Below are 20,529 nucleotides of genomic sequence, written 5' to 3' on the forward strand. Positions count from 1 at the left end.
TTTTAGCTTATTTTCCCGTAAATACTGCCCTTCTTTTTTCTAAAAATGCAGTAGTTCCTTCTTTAAAATCATCGGTAGCAAAACATTCTCCGAAAGCTTTAATTTCTACATCAAAACCATTGGTTCCGTCTTTATAATTGGCATTTATAGCTTCAATTGCTTTAGAAATAGCTGCTGGAGAGTTTCTCATAATTTTATCAGCTAACTGATTATAGGTAGCAAACAAATCTGCTTGTGGGACAACATGATTTACTAATCCATATGCTTTTGCAGTTGGAGCATCAATCATTCCTGCGGTCATAATCATTTCCATAGCGCGTCCTTTACCAACCAGTTGTGGCAAACGTTGTGTTCCTCCGTAGCCAGGAATTACACCTAACGAAGTTTCTGGTAATCCCATTTTTGCATTGTCTGATGCAATACGAAAATGACAAGCCATAGCCAATTCTAGTCCGCCGCCCAATGCAAAACCATTAATGGCTGCAATAACTGGAGTTTTCATGTTCTCGATAAAATTGAATAAGATTTCTTGTCCTTTTGCGGCTAACATTGCCCCTTCTTTATCTGAGAAATGAGCAAATTCTGCAATATCGGCACCAGCCACAAATGCTTTTTCGCCACTTCCAGTAATAATTAGGACTTTAATTTCTGGGTTTTTATCTGCTAATTGCAAGGTTTCATGTAGTTCCTGAATCGTAGCTTTATTTAGCGCATTTAGTTTTTCTGGTCGGTTTACGAAAATGGTTGCAATTCCTTTTTCGTGTTCGATAATAATGTTTTCTAATGCCATGATTTATTGATTTGTTATGGGTAATGAAACTATAAATGTTGTTCCTTTATTTATTTTAGAAGTAAAAGTAATCGTTCCGTTATAATTTTCGATAATGTTTTTTATAATTCCTAAACCCAATCCCATTCCACTAGATTTTGTGGTAAATTTTGGTTCGAAAATTCTATCAAAATCTTCAATTGAGATTCCTTTTCCATTATCTTTTACAGTAATTACAGCATTTTCGGCTTCTTTATTTACAGAAACTAAAATTTTCTTATTTTCTTGCTCTTCCGGAATGGCTTGTGAAGCGTTTTTAACTAAATTAGTGATAATTCGTATGAGTTGTGTTCTGTCTATTTTAGTAATAATTTCATCTGAACTTGACTGAAATTCGATAAAATCTTCATTAAAAATATCTAATGATAATTTAACTACATCAACAATATTTATAGTTTCGTTTTGTTGTGCTGGCATCGATGCAAAGTTAGAAAAGGCTGAAGCCACAGCACTCATCGTATCTATTTGTTGAATTAATGTTTTAGAATAATCATTCAGTTTTTGAGTAGCATTTGCATCAGCGGGATCAAATTTTCGTTGATAACTCTGCACAGTTAGTCGCATAGGAGTTAGCGGGTTTTTAATCTCGTGGGCTACTTGTTTTGCCATTTCACGCCAAGCACCTTCACGCTCACTTTGTGCTAGTTTGTTGGCACTTTCCTCTAATTCATCAATCATATTATTGTATGATCTAACCAATTTATCTATTTCGTAACTGTTACTAATGAGTTCGATTTTTTTGTTTTTTTCGGTTAGACTGGTTTTAGTCAATCTATTAGAAATAGTTTCTAATGACTTTGTAATATATCGAGATAAATATAAAGCGATCCAAATAGATATAATAAACATCCCAAGATATACAAAACCGAAAATTTTCAGGAATTCTTCCACTTGTTTTTGATAAAATGAATTGTCTTCTTTATAAGGCAATCGAATAATTCCAATTGGGTTTTTTTCGACAAAATCCATCAGATAGCTGTAAGAAAACTGGAAATTATTATCCTTATGTTCAGCAGTATTTATATATCTATTGTTTTTAGATTGTTTGACTTTCTCTATAATAGAACTGGAAATATTTGGCGAAATCTGACCTTTAATTATTGGAGCATTCGAAGTAATAAGCAACCTTCCATTTAGATCATACATATCTATTTCTATATTATGAATGTCTGAAATTTCGAAGATTTTCTCTTTAAATATTGATGGAATATTAAATGTTGTTAAAGGATGTGGCGTAATTGCCAACACATACTGAATGTGTTGTTTTATCTGATTTTCTTTATTTATAAGTAATTCTTGGTTGTATTCTTTGCTTTCGTATTGAAAATGAATTAATGAAACTCCAGCAATTAAAATAGAAGATATTATAGTAATAAGAATCATTGATAAAAAGATTCTTACACGTAATGACCAACTTTTAACTTTAAAAATGGAATTCATTTATTGATTTTTTTCTCTTATTCGTTTGTAAAACTTAAATCCTAACATTATTATTATTGAAAATAAAAAGATTCCAATTACACCATAAATCCAGTTGAAAGCATTTTTTAAAATTACTAAAAAAACAACAGCAAATAGTATTAATGTTGCGCCTTCGTTCCACAAACGCATAAAGTTTGAAGAATATTTGAATTCGTCTTTTTGCAATTGCTTATAAATTTGATGACATTTTAAATGATATAAAAACAAAAGAAAAACAAATCCAAGTTTCACATGCATCCAAGGCATTTGCAACCAAACTGGCATCAAAAATAATAACCAAACAGCAAAAAATATGGCTAAAATGGCACTAGGCCAAGTAATAATAAACCACAATCTGTAGGTCATTATTTTGTATTGCTCAAGCAAAATTTCTCTTTCTGGCGAAGGTTTTTCGTTGGCTTCAATTTGATAAACAAACAATCTAACAATATAAAATAATCCTGCAAACCAGGTGATTACAAAAATTAAGTGAAGTGATTTTATGTAGTTGTAGTATTCCATTTATTTTTTTTAAGTTTAAGGTTTAAGTTACGATATTAACTTGAAACCAAACAAATTTAAACTTTTTTAAACTCCTCAATCCAATTCGCCACAACATCGCACCATTCATCATCATCATTCATACAAGGAATTGCCATAAATTCTGAACCTCCATGTTCTATAAACTGATGGTTGGCTTCCATAGCAATTTCTTCTAATGTTTCTAAACAATCGGATACGAAAGCTGGAGTAACTACGGCTAATTTCTTAATTCCTTTTTCGGGCATTTTGTTTATTTCAACATCTGTATAAGGTGTTAGCCATTTGTCTCCTGCCAAACGTGATTGAAATGTTTGACTGTATTTTCCTTCAGGAATTCCTAACAATTTGACCACTTGTTTTGTAGTCTCATAACATTGATGACGGTAACAAAACTCATGTGCTGGCGATGGCGTGTTGCAACAAGATCCATCAATAGTACAATGTGATTTAGTTATGTCTGTTTTGCGAATATGACGTTTCGGAATTCCGTGATATGAAAACAACAAATGATCATAATCAAAAGTATCTAAATGTTTTTTTATCGAATTAGCTAAAGCCTTTATATAATCAGGTTTGTTGTAAAATGCAGGAACAATCGTGAATTTCATTTCAGGAAAATGTTTCTTACGAAGCTCTTCTGCAAGCACTAAAATGGTAGTTGTAGATGCCATGGCGTGCTGCGGATATAAAGGAAAAAGCATCACGTCATTTACGCCTTTGTCATGTAACTCTTGCAACCCTTTCAAAATAGACATAGATCCGTATCTCATAGCTAAAGCTACAGGGATGTCCATTTTTGCTTGAACTTTCTTCTGCATGCGTTGAGAAATCACAACCAAAGGAGAACCTTCTTTCCACCAAATCTTAGCATAAGCTGCTGCTGATTTTTTTGGTCTTGTTTGTAATATTATCCCACGAACTAACAAAGCGCGTAATAAAAAAGGAACGTCTATAACGTATTTATCCATTAAGAATTCGTCTAAATACGGTTTTACATCTTTTGGTGTTGGACTTTCTGGTGATCCTAGATTTACAAGTAATACTCCTTTCATCGTGGTGTTTTATTTTTTATAAAAGTAATAATTCTAACTTTTTTATTTTATGATTAACAATTATTTATTGGTTGTTTCACATAAATAATTTATTTGTTTGGGTTTATTGACATCAAATATTTTTTAGGTGTTGTAGCAAATTTCTTTTTAAAAGCTGCAATAAAGTGACTTCCAGTGCTATATCCTATTTTTAAACCAACTTCATTTACATTATACGAACCAGAATCTAGTAATTTTCTGGCTTGCTCCATTTTATAATCAAACAAAAAGCCATAAACGGTATCACCATATATTTGTTTGAAACCCATTTTTAGTTTCTTTAAATTCAATCCAATTTCATCAGCTAATTCTTGTAATCCTGGTGGTTCGGCCATATTGGCAATAATAATTTCTTTGGCTTTTTTAATTTTTAAAACATTTTCTTCATCAATCAAAAACGGGCATTGCTCTGCATTTGGATCTTCGGAACGATTAAAAAATAAACTCAACAATTCGTAGCCTTTTCCTTTATAATAAAGATTTTTTATTGATGGATTTAAATTATAATGAAACATCTGATTCAAAACAATTGCCATCGATGGAGAAATGTTTTCTTCGCCATAATATTTTTTATCTCTATTCTCATCGCTCAAAAAAGGAATATGTTCTGTATCGGCAGAAAACAAACCGTGAAATTTTTTGATAGAAACCAGTATAGAAATCAACCATGATTTAGGTTCAATTTCTAGATGTAACGGCAATTCTTTTTGCGGATTATAAAACAACAATGACTTTTCTTCTTTCAAATCCAAAGTATAATTTCCTTGATTAAAAATAAATTTCGCATTGCCTTTCAACCCGAAGTGAAATTGTATTAATCCATTATTTACCTGACGTTCAAAAGAAATCATCTCATCAGTATCATTCTGAAAACGAATTAAAATAAAATCATCATCAATCTTTATTTCTTCAGGTGAACTCATAGCGATGTTTTTTTATTAATCATTAATGAAATTTTATTTTATTTATTTAGAATAAATCTAAATAAATAATTTAAAAAGTATTGATTTTAATACAAAAATAAAAGAAATAACGATAAAAATCTATTTTTTATAACAAAATCCGCTTAGCGACACAAATTGACCTCCTAGCGTTACTTTTATAAAAAAGATAAAGATACTTTTGTTAAACTTTTTGAATAAAGTGACAATTATGGAGAACAATACAATTTCGAAGCACTCTTCTTTTTATGCCATCGGGCTAAATTACAAAAAAGCTGATGCTGAGATGCGTGGTAAATTTAGTATTGATGCACAATCTAAATCCAACTTATTACAACAAGCAAAAACGGAAGGAATCGAAAGCTTAATCGTTACTTCAACCTGCAACAGAACTGAGATTTACGGTTTTGCTCAACACCCATTTCAGCTCATTAAATTACTTTGTGAGAACAGTAATGGAACCGTTGAAGACTTTCAAAAAGTAGCTTACGTATACAAAAATCAGGAAGCAATTTCTCATTTATTTAAAGTTGGTACTGGTTTAGACAGTCAAATTTTAGGTGATTTTGAAATTATTAGTCAAATAAAAATTGCTTTTACAGAAAGTAAAGCTTTAGATCTTACTAACTCTTTTATGGAAAGATTAGTAAATGCAGTCATTCAAGCTAGTAAAAAGATAAAAACAGACACCGAAATTTCTTCGGGAGCAACATCAGTTTCCTTTGCATCAGTTCAGTACATCATGAAAAATGTGGAGAATATTGGTGAAAAAAATATTTTGCTTTTTGGTACAGGAAAAATAGGAAGAAATACTTGCGAAAACTTAGTAAAACATTCTAAAAACGAGCATATCACTTTAATAAATCGAACTAAAGACAAAGCCGAAAAATTAGCTGGAAAATTAAATTTGATTGTAAAAGATTATGCCGATTTGCATATCGAATTACAAAAAGCCGATGTTCTAGTGGTAGCAACTGGCGCGCAAAATCCAACAATAGACAAAGCCATTTTAAATCTTAAAAAACCATTACTGATTTTAGATTTATCTATCCCGAAAAATGTAAATATCAATGTAAATGAACTAGAAAATGTAACCTTAGTTCATCTGGACGATTTATCTCAAATTACTGATGAAACCCTTGAAAACAGAAAGCAACACATACCTGCTGCCGAAGCTATTATCGACGAAATAAAAGAAGAATTTAACACCTGGATGAATGGGAGAAAATATGCTCCAACAATTCATGCACTCAAAGCAAAATTAAACACGATTAAAGAAAAAGAGTTAACTTTTCAAAGAAAAAAATTATCAAATTTTGACGAAGAGCAAGCCGAACTCATTAGCAATCGCATTATTCAAAAAATAACCAATCATTTTGCCAATCACCTCAAAGACGAAGACACAATGGTTGATGAAAGCATCGATTATATCAATAAAATATTTCAATTATAAAATAAAAAACGGCCACAAATTTGCGAATTAAAAAATTTGCGAATTATAGCGGTAAAAAATTGCACTAAATTGTGGCTGAAAGAATAATAAAAATAGGAACTCGTGATAGTGAATTAGCACTTTGGCAAGCACATCATGTTGAGAAAATGTTAAATGATTTAGGCTATAAAACCAAAATTGTAGCGGTAAAATCTCAAGGAGATATCATTCTCGATAAACCACTCTATGAACTCGGAATAACCGGAATTTTCACAAAAACATTAGATATTGCCATGATAAATGGCGATATCGATATTGCTGTTCACTCTATGAAAGACGTTCCAACTGCTTTGCCACAAGGAATCGTGCAAGCAGCCGTTTTAGAAAGAGCCAACGAAAAAGATATTTTAGTATATAATAACAATCTCGATTTCTTAACTAAAGAGGCAACAGTAGCGACAGGAAGTTTGCGAAGACAAGCACAATGGTTGCACAAATACCCTAAACATACAGTTATTGATTTGCGTGGCAATGTAAATACCAGAATGCAAAAACTGAAAGACAATAACTGGAACGGAGCCGTTTTTGCCGCCGCAGGTTTAGAAAGAATAAATCTAAAACCAGAAAATTATATTAATCTAGATTGGATGATTCCTGCACCAGCACAAGGCGCCATGATGGTGGTTGCCATGGGAAATGACACTTATTCCTTAAATGCTTTAACCGAATTAAATCATATTGAAACCGAAATAACAACTTACATAGAACGTCAATTTTTAAGAACGTTAGAAGGCGGTTGTACTGCGCCAATTGGAGCTTTTGCAAAATTTAACGAAAAAGACGAAACAATCCATTTTCAAGGGGTTTTGTTTTCTATTGATGGAAAAGAAAAAATTGAAGTAAACAAAATAATTGAAGTGCAGGAATGGAAGCAATTAGGATACAATAGTGCTCAAGAAATTTTTGAAAACGGCGGCGTACAATTGATGCAATCCATAAAAGAAAAACTAAAAAAATAATGAGTACTCCAATCAACATATTATCCACAAAAATACTGTCAAACATTCAAAAAGAAGCATTAGTAAATGCAAATTTTAATGTAATTGAAGCTGATTTTATTAAAACAGAAAACAAACCGTTTGAGCTAAAAGAAGTGAATGACAACCTAATTTTTACCAGTCAAAATGCGGTGCATAGTTTGTTATCACATCCTAAATGTGCCGAATTAAAAACTAAAAACGTTTTCTGCGTTGGATTAAAAACTAAAATATTATTATCAGAAAATGGTTTTAATGTCGATGTTTACACGGGTTATGCTTCAGATTTGGCCGAAATCATTACGCTAATTCATCCCAACGATAGCTTTACTTTTTTTAGCGGAAACTTACGCAGAGAAACATTGCCTCAAGCTTTAAAAGAAGAGCATGTTACTTTCAATGAGATTCAAGTGTACGAAACCACATTAACACCTCAAAAAATAAAAGATTCGGTAGAAGCCATTTTATTTTTTAGTCCATCTGGCGTAGAAAGTTATCTGAAAGACAACACCATCAAAAAAGAAACTTGTTTCTGCATTGGCGAAACCACCGCAGAAGCCTTACAAAAAATTACAAAAAACAGTATCATTGCCGAAAATCCAACTATCGAAGATGTGATTGAGGAATGTATCAACGAATATAAATAATAATAAACCTGACAGGTTTTTGAAACCTGTCAGGTCTAACAATAAATAAAATGATTGAAAACGACCTATTTCTAAAAGCACTCAAAGGAGAAACTGTACAACGTCCGCCAGTTTGGATGATGCGTCAAGCGGGAAGATATTTACCAGAATTTATCGCTTTACGCGACAAATACGATTTTTTTACCCGTTGTCAAACCCCAGAATTAGCTGCCGAAATCACCGTGCAACCTATTCGTAGAATTGCCCCTGATGCTGCCATTTTGTTTTCGGATATTTTGGTCGTGCCACAAGCCATGGGGATAGAAGTATTGATGAAAGAAAATGTTGGTCCTTTTTTGCCCAATCCTATTCGTACTATTCAAGATGTAGAAAGAGTCGTTGTTCCAGATGTTCACGAAACATTAGGTTATGTTTTTGACGCGATCAAATTAACAAAACAAATGCTAAATGATGAAGTTCCGCTAATTGGTTTTGCGGGCTCACCATGGACAATTATGTGTTATGCCGTAGAAGGACAAGGGTCTAAAAGCTTCGATAAAGCCAAAGGATTTTGTTTTTCGCATCCAGAAGCGGCACACGTTTTATTACAAAAAATTACGGACACAACCATTGCCTATTTGATAGAAAAAGTAAAATCGGGTTGTAATGCCATTCAGGTTTTTGATTCTTGGGGAGGCATGCTTTCTCCAGTAGATTATCAAGAATTCTCATGGAAATATATCAATCAAATCGTCGAAGCATTAGCAGATATTACACCCGTTATTGTTTTCGGAAAAGGGTGTTGGTTTGCCTTAGGCGAAATGGGTAAGAGTAAAGCGTCGGCACTTGGCGTAGATTGGACTTGTTCGCCACGAAATGCAAGATATTTGTCTGGTGGAAACATTACTTTACAAGGTAATTTTGATCCAAGTCGTTTGCTTTCGCCAATTCCTGTGATTAAGAAAATGGTACATGAAATGATTGACGAATTTGGAAAAGACAAATACATCGTAAATCTAGGTCACGGTATTTTACCAAATATTCCCGTAGATCACGCCAAAGCATTTATTGATGCGGTGAAAGAATATGGTCAGTAAATAGAAACATTATGATAGAAGATTTTATAAATAGTTATTTAATCCAGCCAATATTTTTTGGTTTTGGAATAGTTACTTTTATATTAATCAACTTTAAGGTAGTTATGAGGATTGATACTCAGAAGTTTATCGATTCGTCAATATATATAATAAAATATTCAGGAGTTCTTTTTTTATTGTTATGGTTTTTATATCTAATGAAAGATGAGGATTTAGTGAATAGATTTAAAGGGGAATATTGGTTTTCTGGTTGGTTTTTAATGTTTACTTATCCTATTTTAAGTCAATTATTTTGGGTAAATAAAATTAGAAATTCCAATCTATTAATTCATATCATTTCAATACTGTTTATAATTTCTAATTTTATCTTTTCAGGAAAAATAACTTGTCTTGATGGTGATTGCGATATAAATTATTTTTTTATTGGAATTTTTAAAGAGATTGGTATTTATATTTTGATTCTCCTAATAGTTACTTATTTAATGAAAAATGAAAAATAAATTCTACCAATACATACTTCATCTTCAAGATCAGATCTGTCATGGATTAGAAGCCGTTGAAGGTAAAGCGAAATTTCGAGAAGATATTTGGGAACGTCCAGAAGGTGGCGGTGGAAGAACACGCGTTATCGAAAACGGAAACGTAATCGAAAAAGGTGGTGTAAACATTTCTGCTGTCCATGGCAAACTACCAGATTCGATGCAGAAATTATTCAACGTTGGCGAAGCGGATTTTTTTGCTTGCGGATTAAGTCTAGTCATTCACCCTAAAAACCCAATGGTGCCAACTGTTCATGCCAATTGGCGTTATTTTGAAATGTATGACGATAATGGAAACGTAATCAATTCGTGGTTTGGCGGCGGACAAGATCTCACACCTTATTATTTATTTGAAGAAGATGCGATTCATTTTCATCAAACATGCAAAACTGCTTGCGATAAACATAATCCAGAATTTTATCCAAAATACAAAAAACAATGTGATGACTATTTTTGGAATGCTCACAGAAATGAAGCACGTGGATTAGGCGGATTGTTTTTTGATTATTGCAAGCAAACCGACACCATGAAAATGGAAGATTGGTACAATTTTGTAACCGAAGTTGTAAATTCTTTCCTAGAAGCGTATGTTCCAATTATAGAAAAAAGAAAAAATTTACCTTATACTCCAGCACAAAGAAGATGGCAAGAAATTCGTCGTGGACGTTATGTAGAGTTCAATTTAGTACATGACAAAGGCACACTTTTTGGACTAAAAACCAATGGAAGAATAGAAAGTATTTTGATGAGTTTGCCACCACATGTGCAATGGGTTTATGACCATCACCCAGAAGTTGGAAGCGAAGAAGAAAAATTAATTAAAGTGTTAGAAAAACCTGTTGACTGGATTTAGAAAATTTAACCACATAGAAACATAGATTTAAGATTTCAAAAAGGAAAAATAGAGAAATTAAAATTTCAAACATATAATCTATCTAGTCTATCTTGAGCAAAGCGACTTAAATAAAATCTATGTTTCTATGTGGTTAAAAAAATTAAAATTATAAAATAACTTCGCTTTGCGCCTTTGCGCCTTTGCGAGAAAAAATAAAAATATGTTCCCATTACAAAGAGGCAGAAGATTACGAGTAAACGAAAGTATTCGTTCATTAGTACGTGAAACCACATTAAGTCCAAGCGATTTTATGTTTCCCATGTTCATTACAGAAGGTGAAAACGTAAAAGTAGAAATCCCATCTATGGTTGGAATTTACCGTCGTTCTATCGATTTAACAGTCGAAGAAGTCAAAGAAATATTCGCTTTAGGAATTCGTGCGGTAAATATTTATGTAAAAGTTGATGAATCTCTAAAAGACAACACCGGAAAAGAAGCTTGGAATACTGATGGATTAATGCAAAGAGCGATCAAGGCTATTAAAACTGCTTGTCCAGAAATGATTGTCATGCCAGATGTCGCGCTAGATCCGTACTCAATTTACGGTCACGACGGAATCATTGAAAATGGAGATATTGCAAATGATGCAACCAATGAAGCGTTAGTAAAAATGGCAGTTTCTCATGCACAAGCGGGAGCCGATTTTGTTGCGCCAAGCGATATGATGGACGGACGTGTACTGCGTTTGCGCCAAGGTTTAGACGCTGCGGGCTTTCATAATGTGGGAATAATGAGTTATTCGGCTAAATATGCTTCGGCATTTTACGGACCATTTCGTGATGCATTAGACAGTGCTCCTGTTGACAATGCTGAAATTCCAAAAGATAAAAAAACCTATCAAATGGATTATGCCAATCGCATCGAAGCCATCAAAGAAGCTTTGATGGATGTTGAAGAAGGTGCCGATATGGTTATGGTAAAACCAGGAATTGCCTATTTAGATATCGTTCGTGAAGTAAAAAATGCGGTAAATGTTCCCGTAACTGTTTTTCATGTTTCGGGAGAATATGCCATGATAAAAGCCGCTTCCGAAAGAGGTTGGCTTGATCACGACAAAATCATGATGGAACAATTAATGTGTATTAAAAGAGCAGGCGCAAGTTTAATTTCTACCTATTTTGCTAAAGAAGCCGCTATTTTATTGAATAAATAATTTTATTTGAAGCTATTTCCAGCTATTTACTTCAATCTTTTTCTTTTTTAAAGAAAAAAAGAAAAAGGATTTCCGTTTCTATCTGGGCTAGGGCAAACATTTTCATAAAAACTAATTTTTTTTAAAATGAAACATTATTTTTTTATACTATTTATTATTTTATTTTCTTGCAAAAAAGAAAGTGAAGAATCTTTTGGAAAACCAACTGAATCAAGCACCGAAGTAAAAACTCCAGAAGCATTAGGAAAAGAAATTTTTGAAGGAAAAGGAAATTGTGTGGCTTGCCATCAAGTAGATCAAAAAATTGTTGGCCCTAGCATTCAAGAGATTGCTACAGCTTATAAAACTAAAAATGGAAACATTGTCGATTTCTTAAAAAACGATGCAACTCCACTTGTCGATCCGAGTCAGTATGAAGTGATGAAAACAAATTTTGCTATAACAAAAGCAATGTCTGATAGGGAATTGAAAGCAATTGAGGCTTATATTTATTCAAACTAATGCATACCTGACAGGTTTTCAAAACCTGTCAGGTATTACAAAATCATTTCTCAAATGGAAACTTGCTTTATAAATTCGCCATTGGGCATTACAAAAATAGAAGGAGACGAAAATGGTATTGCTGTTATTTCTGTTTTGTCCGAAGGCACCGTTTCTAATGAAATTCCTCTAGAACTACAAGAGGCTGTACATCAACTTCGCGACTATTTCGAGGGAAAAAGAACTGATTTTACTTTCAAACTCAATCCTAAAGGAACCGATTTTCAACAAAAAGTATGGCAGGAATTAAGCAATATTCCTTTTGGAAAAACTATTTCTTATCTCGATTTGGCAAAAAAATTAGGTGACCCAAAAGTAATTCGTGCTGCAGCATCGGCAAATGGTAAAAATCCATTATGGATTGTTGTTCCTTGTCATCGCGTCATAGGAACTGATGGTTCGCTTACCGGATATGCTGGTGGTTTGTGGCGCAAAAAATGGTTATTAGAACACGAAAACCCAACAAATCAACAAAGTTTATTTTAAATTATACTTTTTATATTGTAAGAAATTTAAACTATCTTAGATTTTTAAAAGTTTAAGTTTTGACAATTAAAATCCTAAGAAGTCTAAATTATGATTGAAAAAATTAACCTCAACAACATCCTTTTCCTAGATATAGAAACCGTTCCAGAAGAAGAAAATTTCAATTCGCTTGATGATGAAATGAAACAACTTTGGGAGCAAAAAACACAATACCAGCGCAAAGAGGATTTTTCGGGTGAAGAGTTTTATGACCGAGCTGGAATTTGGGCCGAGTTTGGAAAAATTGTTTGTATTTCGGTAGGTTATTTTACGATAAAAGGAGATATTCGAAACTTTAGAGTGACTTCTTTTTTTGGGGAAGAAAAGAAAATTCTTCATGATTTTATAAATTTATTAAACAATCATTTTAACCAACCGCAACATGTTTTGTGTGGTCACAATGCAAAGGAATTCGACATTCCGTTTATGGCTCGACGCATGATTATTAATCAAATTGCAATTCCAAACAAGCTCAATTTATTTGGAAAAAAGCCATGGGAAATTCCACATTTAGATACTTTAGAATTATGGAAATTTGGCGATTATAAGCATTTCACTTCTTTGAAATTAATGTGTAAAGTACTGGGAATTCCATCATCAAAAGGAGATATTGATGGTTCGCAAGTAGGTCATGTTTTTTATGTAGAAAAGGATATCGACCGTATTGTAACCTATTGCGAAAAAGACACCATTGCAGTCGCTCAGATTTTTTTACGACTGCGAAGAGAAGATTTATTGATTGAAGAAGAAATTATTCACGTGTAAAATAAACACCGATTTCACAAATTTACACAGATAAAATTTGTGTAAATTTGTGAAATCGGTGTTATAGAATTTTAAAAAAATAAATTATGGTATTAAGTAGATTTTGGTTAGTAATTTTTATTTCATCTATTCTATTTGTTGTCTTCAGTTTGTTTTCTGGAAACAATTACACAATTGATTTTATTTTGAACGGGAAAAAAGATGATCCAATTTTAATTTCTGAAAAATATCTAAATCAAATTCCTGCTTTTATAAAAGACAGCATCGAAAAATCACCTGAACAAACCATGGTGATAAATAATATAAAAACGAATGCAGACAATAGCATCAATCCCGATACTACTTATGTTTACAAAAACAAAACGGTAAAAATTTTCAGTGGCGTACAAAAATCAGACGGATTATTACCAACTTGTAAAACGACAATACTTGATTTGATTATTCCGCTTATGGCTTATTTGGCCTTTTTCTGCGGATTGATGGAGCTTTTAATTATCTCTGGAGCATCTGGAAAATTAGCCAAATTATTAAGCCCTGTTTTTGTAAAAGTATTTCCTAGTATTCCAAAAAATCATCCATCGATATCTTATATGACCTTAAATTTCGCGGCAAATTTTTTAGGATTAGACTCTGCAGCCACTCCATTTGGGCTTAAAGCCATGGAAAGCTTACAAGAACTTAATCCTGAGAAAGACAAAGCAAGCGATGCACAAATTATGTTTCTATGTTTGCATGCTTCAGGTCTTACATTAATAGCCACTTCTATTATTGGATATCGCGCTGCTGCCAATGCAAGTAACCCTGCCGATGTTATGTTGCCTTGTATTATTACTTCTTTTATTGGCACAATTGCAGCTTTTTTGATTGTGGGAATCAAACAAAAAATAAATTTCAAAAGTGCATCATTAATAACAGGTTTAATGGTACTAATTGCATCAATCGTTGGTTTGTTAATGTATGTGAACCATTTAGATTTAATTGGAAAAAATTATTTCACCTCTAATCTTTCTGCGTTAATATTGGTTGGGATTATTGCTTTTACGTTGATTTTTTCTTTCATTAAGGAAAAGAAATTTGCTGAAGCTAACACCACTGTTTTCGAAGCTTTTGTATCAGGAGCCAATAACGGTGTTAAAACCGGAGTTACTATTTTTCCTTATGTTTTGGGAATGTTAGTTGCCATTTCCTTATTTAGAAACAGTGGATTATTTGAAATTATTAGTGATGGAATTGCATTTATATTTTCAAATATGGGCGTGAATAAAGGCATCACCGATGCGTTACCAGTAGCAATGCTTCGTCCTTTTAGTTCCGCTGGATCTAGAGGTTTTTTAATAGACTCTATGAATACTTTTGGAGCCGATTCTATGACTGGAAGATTGAGTAGTATTTTTCAATGCAGTGCTGAAAGCACTTTTTACGTAATTGCAGTTTACTTCGGTTCGGTAAATATAAAAAATACGCGTTATGCTTTAGGAACGATGCTTATTGTAGATGTAATTTGTGTGATTACAGCTATTTTAGTAGCTGGTTGGTTTTTTTAATCTTTTTATTTAAATAAGTATCCGATTATCAGAATTTTATCTAAATATTACTATTTTTGTTGTCCCAAATTTAGTGAAATATGAAACACCTAAAAAAAGCACTCCTATTAGTGTTGTTTATTTGCGCAGTTTTTTCTGTAAATGCGCAAGAAGCAGAAAGTCGTTCTATGACAGAAATCATGGAAGCACCAAACCCTGAAAAATACAAAGAACTTAATTTAAACAACAGAAATCTTACAAAACTTCCTGTAGAAATTGGTCGATTTGTAAATATTGAAAAACTGTGGTTAAACTATAATAACCTACAATCTTTACCTTTTGAAATTGGGAAATTAACCAAATTGAGGGAACTATATATCAACAATAATTTGTTTTTAAAATTTCCTATCGAACTTGGAAAACTTGCCAATTTAGAAAAATTGGAGTTTCAAAAAAACAAAATGGAAGTTATTTCTCCTTACATTGGAAAATTATTAAAACTAAAGAAAATTAACTTTAGTAATAATAAAATCGAAGTAATTCCTCTTGAAATTGGCAATCTAAGAAACCTAACCGAACTTGTTTTATTTGATAACAAAATAAGTGAAATCCCTTTAGAAATAGGTTCTTTATCTAAACTAAAAGTGTTGAATTTAGAAAAAAATAACATTACCATTTTGCCTTTGGAAATTGGAAATTTATCGGAATTGACTATTATTAATGTGAAAAGTAATATCATTCAAGTTATTCCTTCAGAGATTGGAAATCTAATTAATCTCAAAAATTTAATTTTAGATAAAAATCAAATCAAAAAATTCCCTGTCGAACTTTGCAAATTGACTAACTTAACATTATTAGATTTAGACGGAAACTTACTTAAAACACTTCCAGCAGAAATTGTGAATTTCACTAATATGAAAGAGCTTTATTTAGGAGTGAATCCTTGGGTAAGTTTTCCAGAAACTACTTATCCTTTTTTAGAAAGTCTAGAATTTGGACAATCGGAAAGTGTTAGAAAACTGATTAAAACAAAAATATAACTACTAGAAATAAAAAATGCCTCACGAATTGTGAGGCATTTTAGTTTCAATATAAAAAGATTATTTTTTAACAAACTTTTTAGTTATTGTTTTTTCTCCATCATTTACTTCAAAGATATAAAGCCCTGATTCAAGATTAGAAACATTAATTTCGTTTTGATTAAGGTTTCCTGATTTCACATCTTGCCCAATCATATTATAAATTCTATAAGTTGCTTTTCTGTTATCAATCACAGAAATATTCAACATATTTTCTACAGGATTAGGATATAAATTGAAAGATAATGCTTCAACACTATTTAACTCAGTTGTTGCTGTAATAGCAAAGGAAGCCGTAATGTTTACTGTGTAATCTTCTACTTGGCCGTAAGTAAAAGATTGACAAGAAGTAGGAATCGCATTATAATCCATAGAAACTCTCATTCTTGTTGCTCCTAATGTTGCAGTAGCAGGAATAGTGAACGATCCGGTTGCTGGTGTTGCAGTTGAAGCTGCTTTAGAGAAAACCAATTCTCCTGCATCTGTAAACAATCCATTTTTATTATAATCAATCCAAACAGCATAACCTTCAGCATAAACTGTCGATGTCCAAGATGGTGTGATAGTAATTGTATTTGCAGTAGATCTAACTAGGTTAGTAGATAGCGCAGTAAAATTTTCATAACCAGCTGTTCCAGTTGATGTATTGCTTATAGATCCTAAAACAACTTTTCCAATTTTTTCATCAGCAGTATTACTACTTGTTGATGTGCAGTAGGTAACTGCCGAACCAGCTAAAGTTGTAACACTTACAGCATTACTTGCAGCAGAAAGATTTCCCGCTGCATCTTTAGCCTTTACAGTAAATGTATAAGTAGTTGATCCTGTAAGACCCGATACTGTTGCAGTTGTTCCTGTTACTGTTGTTGCTAGAGTAGCTCCGTTGTAAACATTGTATCCTGTTACTGCTACATTGTCTGTAGATGCTGTCCAAGATAAATTAGTAGAAGATGATGTTGTTCCTGATGCTGCTAAGCTAGATGGTATAGAAGGCGCAACAGTGTCTGCTGAACCTGCATAAGCGGCACCAACACCAACTGCATACCAAGCATTTGTTGTTGCAATTACCTCAGCAGAACCAGCTCCATATAAATCAGTAGCTGCTTGAATCGCACCAGTTCTTGCTGCTGCATAGTTAGAACTAGCTGTTAAATAAACACTCTCTGTACGGAAAGCAATTTTCTCGGCTTTAGCTATTGTAATTCCTGTTACACTAAAAGCGTTTCCTATATCATTTGTACCTGATTTACCAACAGAAAGAATATAAAACCAATGGTTTAATACTCCTGAATTCGTGTGTACTCCTCCAGAGTCTGCTGTACCAGTATACCAGTATGTCCCTTTATAAGTGTCAGGTTGTCCTTCTGTGTTAGGATTACTCATAGAACGAAGAGAAAGGTGACCAGATCTCATCTCAATATCTTCACCTATTAACCAAATTTGTTTTGTAGGCGCAGCATTATTCTCTATACAAGCCCCCCAAATATCAGAGAATCCTTCGTTCATTGCACCTGACTCGTTTGAATAAGTTAAATTGCAAGTATTAGAACAAACTGCATGTCCAATTTCGTGACCACAAACATCTAATGCTGTTAGTGCATTAAATCCACCTGTACCACTACCATCTCCATAAGTCATACGCGTACCATCCCAATAGGCATTATTATACGCACTGCTATAGTGTACATAGCTATTAATTTTTGCACCAGCATTATTATAACTATTTCTTCCGTGAATATTTTTCCAATAATCATAAGTTTTCTCAGCGCCCCAATGAGCGTCTAAAGCTGCATTATCTTTATTTGTATTATTAAATTCAGTTGCGGTCCAATTATTATCTACATCTGTAAAATTAACTGCTGCAGTATAACTAGTTCCTTTTTTCATATTATAAGTCTGAATCCCACTTCCTCTAGCTACTTCAGATAAAATATATGAAGATCCGCTTAAAGTAGTTTCAATGGACTGAGAACCACTGTAACGAGTAGCTGCTGTAGCCGCTACCAATGCAGGAGCTTTCAACATACTATTTGTAACTTTACCACTTAAACCTTTACCATTAGAATATTCGCCTAAATGTTTAATTGTAGCATTATAAAATAGTTTTTGGCCTGTAATTGCATCAATATAAATATCGCCACGACTTACAGGTGCAGTTGCATATATATCAAATTTATAGGCCAATCTGTAATTAGTTGCTTTACCTTCACGGTCAAATATAGGTAGGATTACCAGTTCACCCTGAGGCTTATTATACTCCATTGTAGCAGATTCAATAGGGTTTTCCCATAAATAATGACTTGCACCAATTTGCAACATTGCTTTATTTAATGCGGCTTGTGGTGTTAAAGAAGCTACGGTATTAACATTTTTAATGTCATAAAATTCACCACTCATAGAGGCTATTTTACCATTTTTTGAGTGTAAAGTATAAGTTGAAAATTCTACTTTAATTCCTTGATGGAATAATTGGAATTTTTCATGTGTAAATCCCTGTGGATCGGATTCGTTTTTAATTTTAGAAAATGATTCGTTTTGTTTTAAACCTAATTGATCCGTGAAGATTTGTTGAAAATCAGAACTTTTATAAGTTGATTTTTCGTTAAAGGTAATTAAGTTTGGCAGACCATTTTCGCCAGAAGATCTTTGATTCACATTTTTATCCGTTTCTTGAGCGAAACTGGATAGCGTAAATAAGGATAACGCAAACACTGAGGCAATGCCTCTAAATTGTTTTTTCATAATTAATTTGGTTTTTGGTTGGTTAGTTTTATAAAAATGTGAAATTATTTTATTTTGTTTAAATTATTTTACGGTTTTCCCATATATATTGTTAAAACTTAACAATAAAAATATTTTTTATAAAATTTTAAAATAAAATACGTTTTTATAAAATTCAGGGTGAATTTATTAAATAATTAACAATAAATTAATTATATGTGATTTATTTTATGCATTCATCAGTAAAATCGATAAAATGATGTTAAAAATCGATAAAAAACAAATAATTCGTTTTTTAAGATTAAAAAAAATAGCAATACTTTTTAGTATTGCTATCTATAAAAAATTACAAATAAATATTTTAGATTATCATTTCTGGAATTTCTCCATCTATAATTAATTCGGCTTCGGTGGCTTTTATGATTTCTTCAACCGAAACTCCAGGCGCTCGTTCTAATAATTTAAATCCTTTTGGAGTGATTTCTAAAACAGCCAATTCTGTAACTACTTTTTTTACACAACCAACACCTGTTAGTGGCAAAGTACATTTTTTTAATATTTTACTTTCTCCTGCTTTGTTTACATGCATCATAGCGACGATGATGTTTTCGGCAGAAGCAACTAAATCCATTGCGCCACCCATTCCTTTTACCATTTTTCCTGGGATTTTCCAGTTGGCAATATCGCCATTTTCAGATACTTCCATGGCGCCAAGAATAGTTAAATCTACTTTTTTTGCACGAATCATTCCGAAACTAAAAGCAGAATCAAAAAAACTAGCTCCTGGTAATGTGGTAATCGTTTGTTTTCCAGCATTGATAATATCCGCATCTTCTTCCCCTTCAAATGGAAATGGACCCATTCCTAGCACTCCGTTTTCACTTTGAAATTCTACCGAAATATCTTCACGAACATAATTAGCTACTAAGGTTGGAATTCCAATTCCTAGGTTAACGAAATAATTATCTTGTACTTCTTGTGCGATGCGTTTTGCAATTTGATTTTTATCTAAAGCCATGACTATCTTGTTCTAACGGTGCGTTGTTCTATTCTTTTCTCAAATTTTTCTCCTTGAAAAATACGGTTGACCATAATTCCAGGAATGTGAATTTGGTTTGGATCTAATGTACCAGCTTCGACTAATTCTTCGACTTCGGCAATGGTTATTTTTGCTGCACCAGCCATACATGAATTGAAGTTTCTAGCCGTTCCTTTAAATATTAAGTTTCCAGCGGTATCGCCTTTCCAAGCTTTTACAATAGAAAAATCGGCTTTATAAGCCAGTTCCATAATGTGCATTTTACCGTTAAACTCTCTAGATTCTTTTCCTTCAGCGACTTCGGTTCCGTAACCTGCTGGGGTAAAAAATGCTGGAATTCCTGCTTGTGCAGATCGGCATTTTTCGGCCAATGTGCCTTGTGGCGTGAGTTCTACATCTAATTCTCCTGATAACATTTGACGTTCAAATTCGGCATTTTCTCCTACATAAGAAGAAATCATTTTTTTGATTTGGTGTTTTTCTAAAAGTAAACCCAAACCAAAACCATCTACTCCTGCGTTATTGGAGATACAGGTTAATTCTTTTACGTCTTTTTTTACGAGTTCGGCAATACTGTTTTCTGGGATTCCGCAAAGACCAAAACCACCTAACATGATGGTTTGTCCGTTTTGTATATCTTGTAATGCTTCTTGTACATTACTTACTTTTTTGTTTATCATTTTGACTTACATT

Annotated in this window: 20 protein-coding genes; 12 read left to right on the plus strand and 8 right to left on the minus strand. The window is 32.7% G+C overall.

Annotation, left to right across the window (positions count from 1 at the left end; all coding sequences use genetic code 11):
* Positions 1–7: 7 nt before the first annotated feature.
* From ABI549_RS00805 to ABI549_RS00825, 5 genes are all read right to left on the minus strand, one after another.
* Positions 8–790 (minus strand): enoyl-CoA hydratase-related protein, encoded by a 783-nt coding sequence (locus tag ABI549_RS00805; protein ID WP_348074542.1) that lies wholly within the window; start codon positions 788–790, stop codon positions 8–10.
* A gap of 3 nt (positions 791–793) precedes the next feature.
* Positions 794–2,269, minus strand: coding sequence for an ATP-binding protein (locus ABI549_RS00810; RefSeq protein ID WP_348074543.1), 1,476 nt, complete (start codon positions 2,267–2,269; stop codon positions 794–796).
* On the minus strand, positions 2,270–2,812 hold the full coding sequence (locus ABI549_RS00815; protein ID WP_348074544.1) for a CopD family protein: 543 nt from the start codon (positions 2,810–2,812) through the stop codon (positions 2,270–2,272).
* A 56-nt stretch (positions 2,813–2,868) separates the two neighbouring features.
* Positions 2,869–3,885: a ferrochelatase gene (hemH, locus tag ABI549_RS00820; protein WP_348074545.1), complete on the minus strand. Its 1,017-nt coding sequence runs from the start codon at positions 3,883–3,885 to the stop codon at positions 2,869–2,871.
* A gap of 89 nt (positions 3,886–3,974) precedes the next feature.
* Complete coding sequence (locus ABI549_RS00825; protein WP_348074546.1) at positions 3,975–4,847, minus strand: helix-turn-helix transcriptional regulator; 873 nt, start codon at positions 4,845–4,847, stop codon at positions 3,975–3,977.
* A gap of 229 nt (positions 4,848–5,076) precedes the next feature.
* Here ABI549_RS00825 and hemA point away from each other — a divergent pair, with 229 nt between their 5' ends.
* From hemA to ABI549_RS00885, 12 genes are all read left to right on the plus strand, one after another.
* Positions 5,077–6,318 (plus strand): glutamyl-tRNA reductase, encoded by a 1,242-nt coding sequence (gene hemA, locus ABI549_RS00830; protein ID WP_348074547.1) that lies wholly within the window; start codon positions 5,077–5,079, stop codon positions 6,316–6,318.
* 71 nt (positions 6,319–6,389) lie between these two features.
* Positions 6,390–7,316 carry a hydroxymethylbilane synthase gene (gene hemC / locus ABI549_RS00835; RefSeq protein WP_348074548.1) on the plus strand — a complete coding sequence of 309 codons (927 nt, stop codon included), beginning with the start codon at positions 6,390–6,392 and terminating at the stop codon, positions 7,314–7,316.
* Positions 7,316–7,981: a uroporphyrinogen-III synthase gene (locus tag ABI549_RS00840; RefSeq protein WP_348074549.1), complete on the plus strand. Its 666-nt coding sequence runs from the start codon at positions 7,316–7,318 to the stop codon at positions 7,979–7,981. The genes hemC and ABI549_RS00840 overlap by 1 nt, the downstream gene beginning before the upstream one ends.
* 50 nt (positions 7,982–8,031) lie before the next feature.
* Positions 8,032–9,057 (plus strand): uroporphyrinogen decarboxylase, encoded by a 1,026-nt coding sequence (gene hemE, locus ABI549_RS00845; RefSeq protein ID WP_348074550.1) that lies wholly within the window; start codon positions 8,032–8,034, stop codon positions 9,055–9,057.
* A gap of 11 nt (positions 9,058–9,068) precedes the next feature.
* A complete protein-coding gene (locus ABI549_RS00850; protein ID WP_348074551.1) occupies positions 9,069–9,557 on the plus strand; it encodes a hypothetical protein in 489 nt (162 codons plus the stop codon).
* Positions 9,547–10,449 (plus strand): oxygen-dependent coproporphyrinogen oxidase, encoded by a 903-nt coding sequence (gene hemF, locus ABI549_RS00855; RefSeq protein ID WP_348074552.1) that lies wholly within the window; start codon positions 9,547–9,549, stop codon positions 10,447–10,449. The genes ABI549_RS00850 and hemF overlap by 11 nt, the downstream gene beginning before the upstream one ends.
* Positions 10,450–10,651: 202 nt before the next feature.
* Complete coding sequence (gene hemB / locus ABI549_RS00860; protein WP_348074553.1) at positions 10,652–11,644, plus strand: porphobilinogen synthase; 993 nt, start codon at positions 10,652–10,654, stop codon at positions 11,642–11,644.
* 126 nt (positions 11,645–11,770) lie between these two features.
* Positions 11,771–12,145 carry a c-type cytochrome gene (locus tag ABI549_RS00865; protein WP_348074554.1) on the plus strand — a complete coding sequence of 125 codons (375 nt, stop codon included), beginning with the start codon at positions 11,771–11,773 and terminating at the stop codon, positions 12,143–12,145.
* A 54-nt stretch (positions 12,146–12,199) separates the two neighbouring features.
* Positions 12,200–12,670 carry a methylated-DNA--[protein]-cysteine S-methyltransferase gene (locus ABI549_RS00870; RefSeq protein WP_348074555.1) on the plus strand — a complete coding sequence of 157 codons (471 nt, stop codon included), beginning with the start codon at positions 12,200–12,202 and terminating at the stop codon, positions 12,668–12,670.
* A gap of 90 nt (positions 12,671–12,760) precedes the next feature.
* Positions 12,761–13,474: a 3'-5' exonuclease gene (locus ABI549_RS00875; protein ID WP_348074556.1), complete on the plus strand. Its 714-nt coding sequence runs from the start codon at positions 12,761–12,763 to the stop codon at positions 13,472–13,474.
* Positions 13,475–13,560: 86 nt separating this feature from the next.
* The gene (locus tag ABI549_RS00880; protein WP_348074557.1) at positions 13,561–15,018 is read left to right on the plus strand and encodes a nucleoside recognition domain-containing protein; all 1,458 of its coding nucleotides are present in this window, start codon (positions 13,561–13,563) and stop codon (positions 15,016–15,018) included.
* Positions 15,019–15,098: 80 nt separating this feature from the next.
* Positions 15,099–16,037, plus strand: a complete 939-nt coding sequence (locus tag ABI549_RS00885) for a leucine-rich repeat domain-containing protein (RefSeq protein WP_348074558.1) — start codon at positions 15,099–15,101, stop codon at positions 16,035–16,037.
* Positions 16,038–16,097: 60 nt separating this feature from the next.
* Here ABI549_RS00885 and ABI549_RS00890 read toward each other — a convergent pair whose 3' ends face one another.
* The 3 genes from ABI549_RS00890 to ABI549_RS00900 all read right to left on the minus strand — a co-directional run bounded on the left by ABI549_RS00890 (position 16,098) and on the right by ABI549_RS00900 (position 20,516).
* Positions 16,098–18,818: a M4 family metallopeptidase gene (locus ABI549_RS00890; protein ID WP_348074559.1), complete on the minus strand. Its 2,721-nt coding sequence runs from the start codon at positions 18,816–18,818 to the stop codon at positions 16,098–16,100.
* Positions 18,819–19,158: 340 nt separating this feature from the next.
* Complete coding sequence (locus ABI549_RS00895; RefSeq protein ID WP_348074560.1) at positions 19,159–19,815, minus strand: CoA transferase subunit B; 657 nt, start codon at positions 19,813–19,815, stop codon at positions 19,159–19,161.
* A gap of 2 nt (positions 19,816–19,817) precedes the next feature.
* Positions 19,818–20,516, minus strand: a complete 699-nt coding sequence (locus ABI549_RS00900) for a CoA transferase subunit A (RefSeq protein WP_348074561.1) — start codon at positions 20,514–20,516, stop codon at positions 19,818–19,820.
* Positions 20,517–20,529: the final 13 nt, after the last annotated feature.

The organism is Flavobacterium sp. (genome assembly GCF_039932285.1).
Taxonomy (GTDB): Bacteria; Bacteroidota; Bacteroidia; order Flavobacteriales; family Flavobacteriaceae; genus Flavobacterium.

What these genes read in the sequence shown, in the direction of transcription:
- hemF (WP_348074552.1), top strand. Translation starts at nt 9,547, where the DNA reads ATGAAAAATAAATTCTACCAATACATACTTCATCTTCAAGATCAGATC.
- ABI549_RS00840 (WP_348074549.1), top strand. Translation starts at nt 7,316, where the DNA reads ATGAGTACTCCAATCAACATATTATCCACAAAAATACTGTCAAACATT.
- ABI549_RS00815 (WP_348074544.1), bottom strand. Translation starts at nt 2,812, where the DNA reads ATGGAATACTACAACTACATAAAATCACTTCACTTAATTTTTGTAATC.
- ABI549_RS00870 (WP_348074555.1), top strand. Translation starts at nt 12,200, where the DNA reads ATGGAAACTTGCTTTATAAATTCGCCATTGGGCATTACAAAAATAGAA.
- ABI549_RS00895 (WP_348074560.1), bottom strand. Translation starts at nt 19,815, where the DNA reads ATGGCTTTAGATAAAAATCAAATTGCAAAACGCATCGCACAAGAAGTA.
- ABI549_RS00810 (WP_348074543.1), bottom strand. Translation starts at nt 2,269, where the DNA reads ATGAATTCCATTTTTAAAGTTAAAAGTTGGTCATTACGTGTAAGAATC.
- ABI549_RS00805 (WP_348074542.1), bottom strand. Translation starts at nt 790, where the DNA reads ATGGCATTAGAAAACATTATTATCGAACACGAAAAAGGAATTGCAACC.
- hemB (WP_348074553.1), top strand. Translation starts at nt 10,652, where the DNA reads ATGTTCCCATTACAAAGAGGCAGAAGATTACGAGTAAACGAAAGTATT.
- ABI549_RS00880 (WP_348074557.1), top strand. Translation starts at nt 13,561, where the DNA reads ATGGTATTAAGTAGATTTTGGTTAGTAATTTTTATTTCATCTATTCTA.
- hemH (WP_348074545.1), bottom strand. Translation starts at nt 3,885, where the DNA reads ATGAAAGGAGTATTACTTGTAAATCTAGGATCACCAGAAAGTCCAACA.
- hemA (WP_348074547.1), top strand. Translation starts at nt 5,077, where the DNA reads ATGGAGAACAATACAATTTCGAAGCACTCTTCTTTTTATGCCATCGGG.
- ABI549_RS00885 (WP_348074558.1), top strand. Translation starts at nt 15,099, where the DNA reads ATGAAACACCTAAAAAAAGCACTCCTATTAGTGTTGTTTATTTGCGCA.
- hemE (WP_348074550.1), top strand. Translation starts at nt 8,032, where the DNA reads ATGATTGAAAACGACCTATTTCTAAAAGCACTCAAAGGAGAAACTGTA.
- ABI549_RS00850 (WP_348074551.1), top strand. Translation starts at nt 9,069, where the DNA reads ATGATAGAAGATTTTATAAATAGTTATTTAATCCAGCCAATATTTTTT.
- ABI549_RS00875 (WP_348074556.1), top strand. Translation starts at nt 12,761, where the DNA reads ATGATTGAAAAAATTAACCTCAACAACATCCTTTTCCTAGATATAGAA.
- ABI549_RS00865 (WP_348074554.1), top strand. Translation starts at nt 11,771, where the DNA reads ATGAAACATTATTTTTTTATACTATTTATTATTTTATTTTCTTGCAAA.
- ABI549_RS00900 (WP_348074561.1), bottom strand. Translation starts at nt 20,516, where the DNA reads ATGATAAACAAAAAAGTAAGTAATGTACAAGAAGCATTACAAGATATA.
- ABI549_RS00825 (WP_348074546.1), bottom strand. Translation starts at nt 4,847, where the DNA reads ATGAGTTCACCTGAAGAAATAAAGATTGATGATGATTTTATTTTAATT.
- ABI549_RS00890 (WP_348074559.1), bottom strand. Translation starts at nt 18,818, where the DNA reads ATGAAAAAACAATTTAGAGGCATTGCCTCAGTGTTTGCGTTATCCTTA.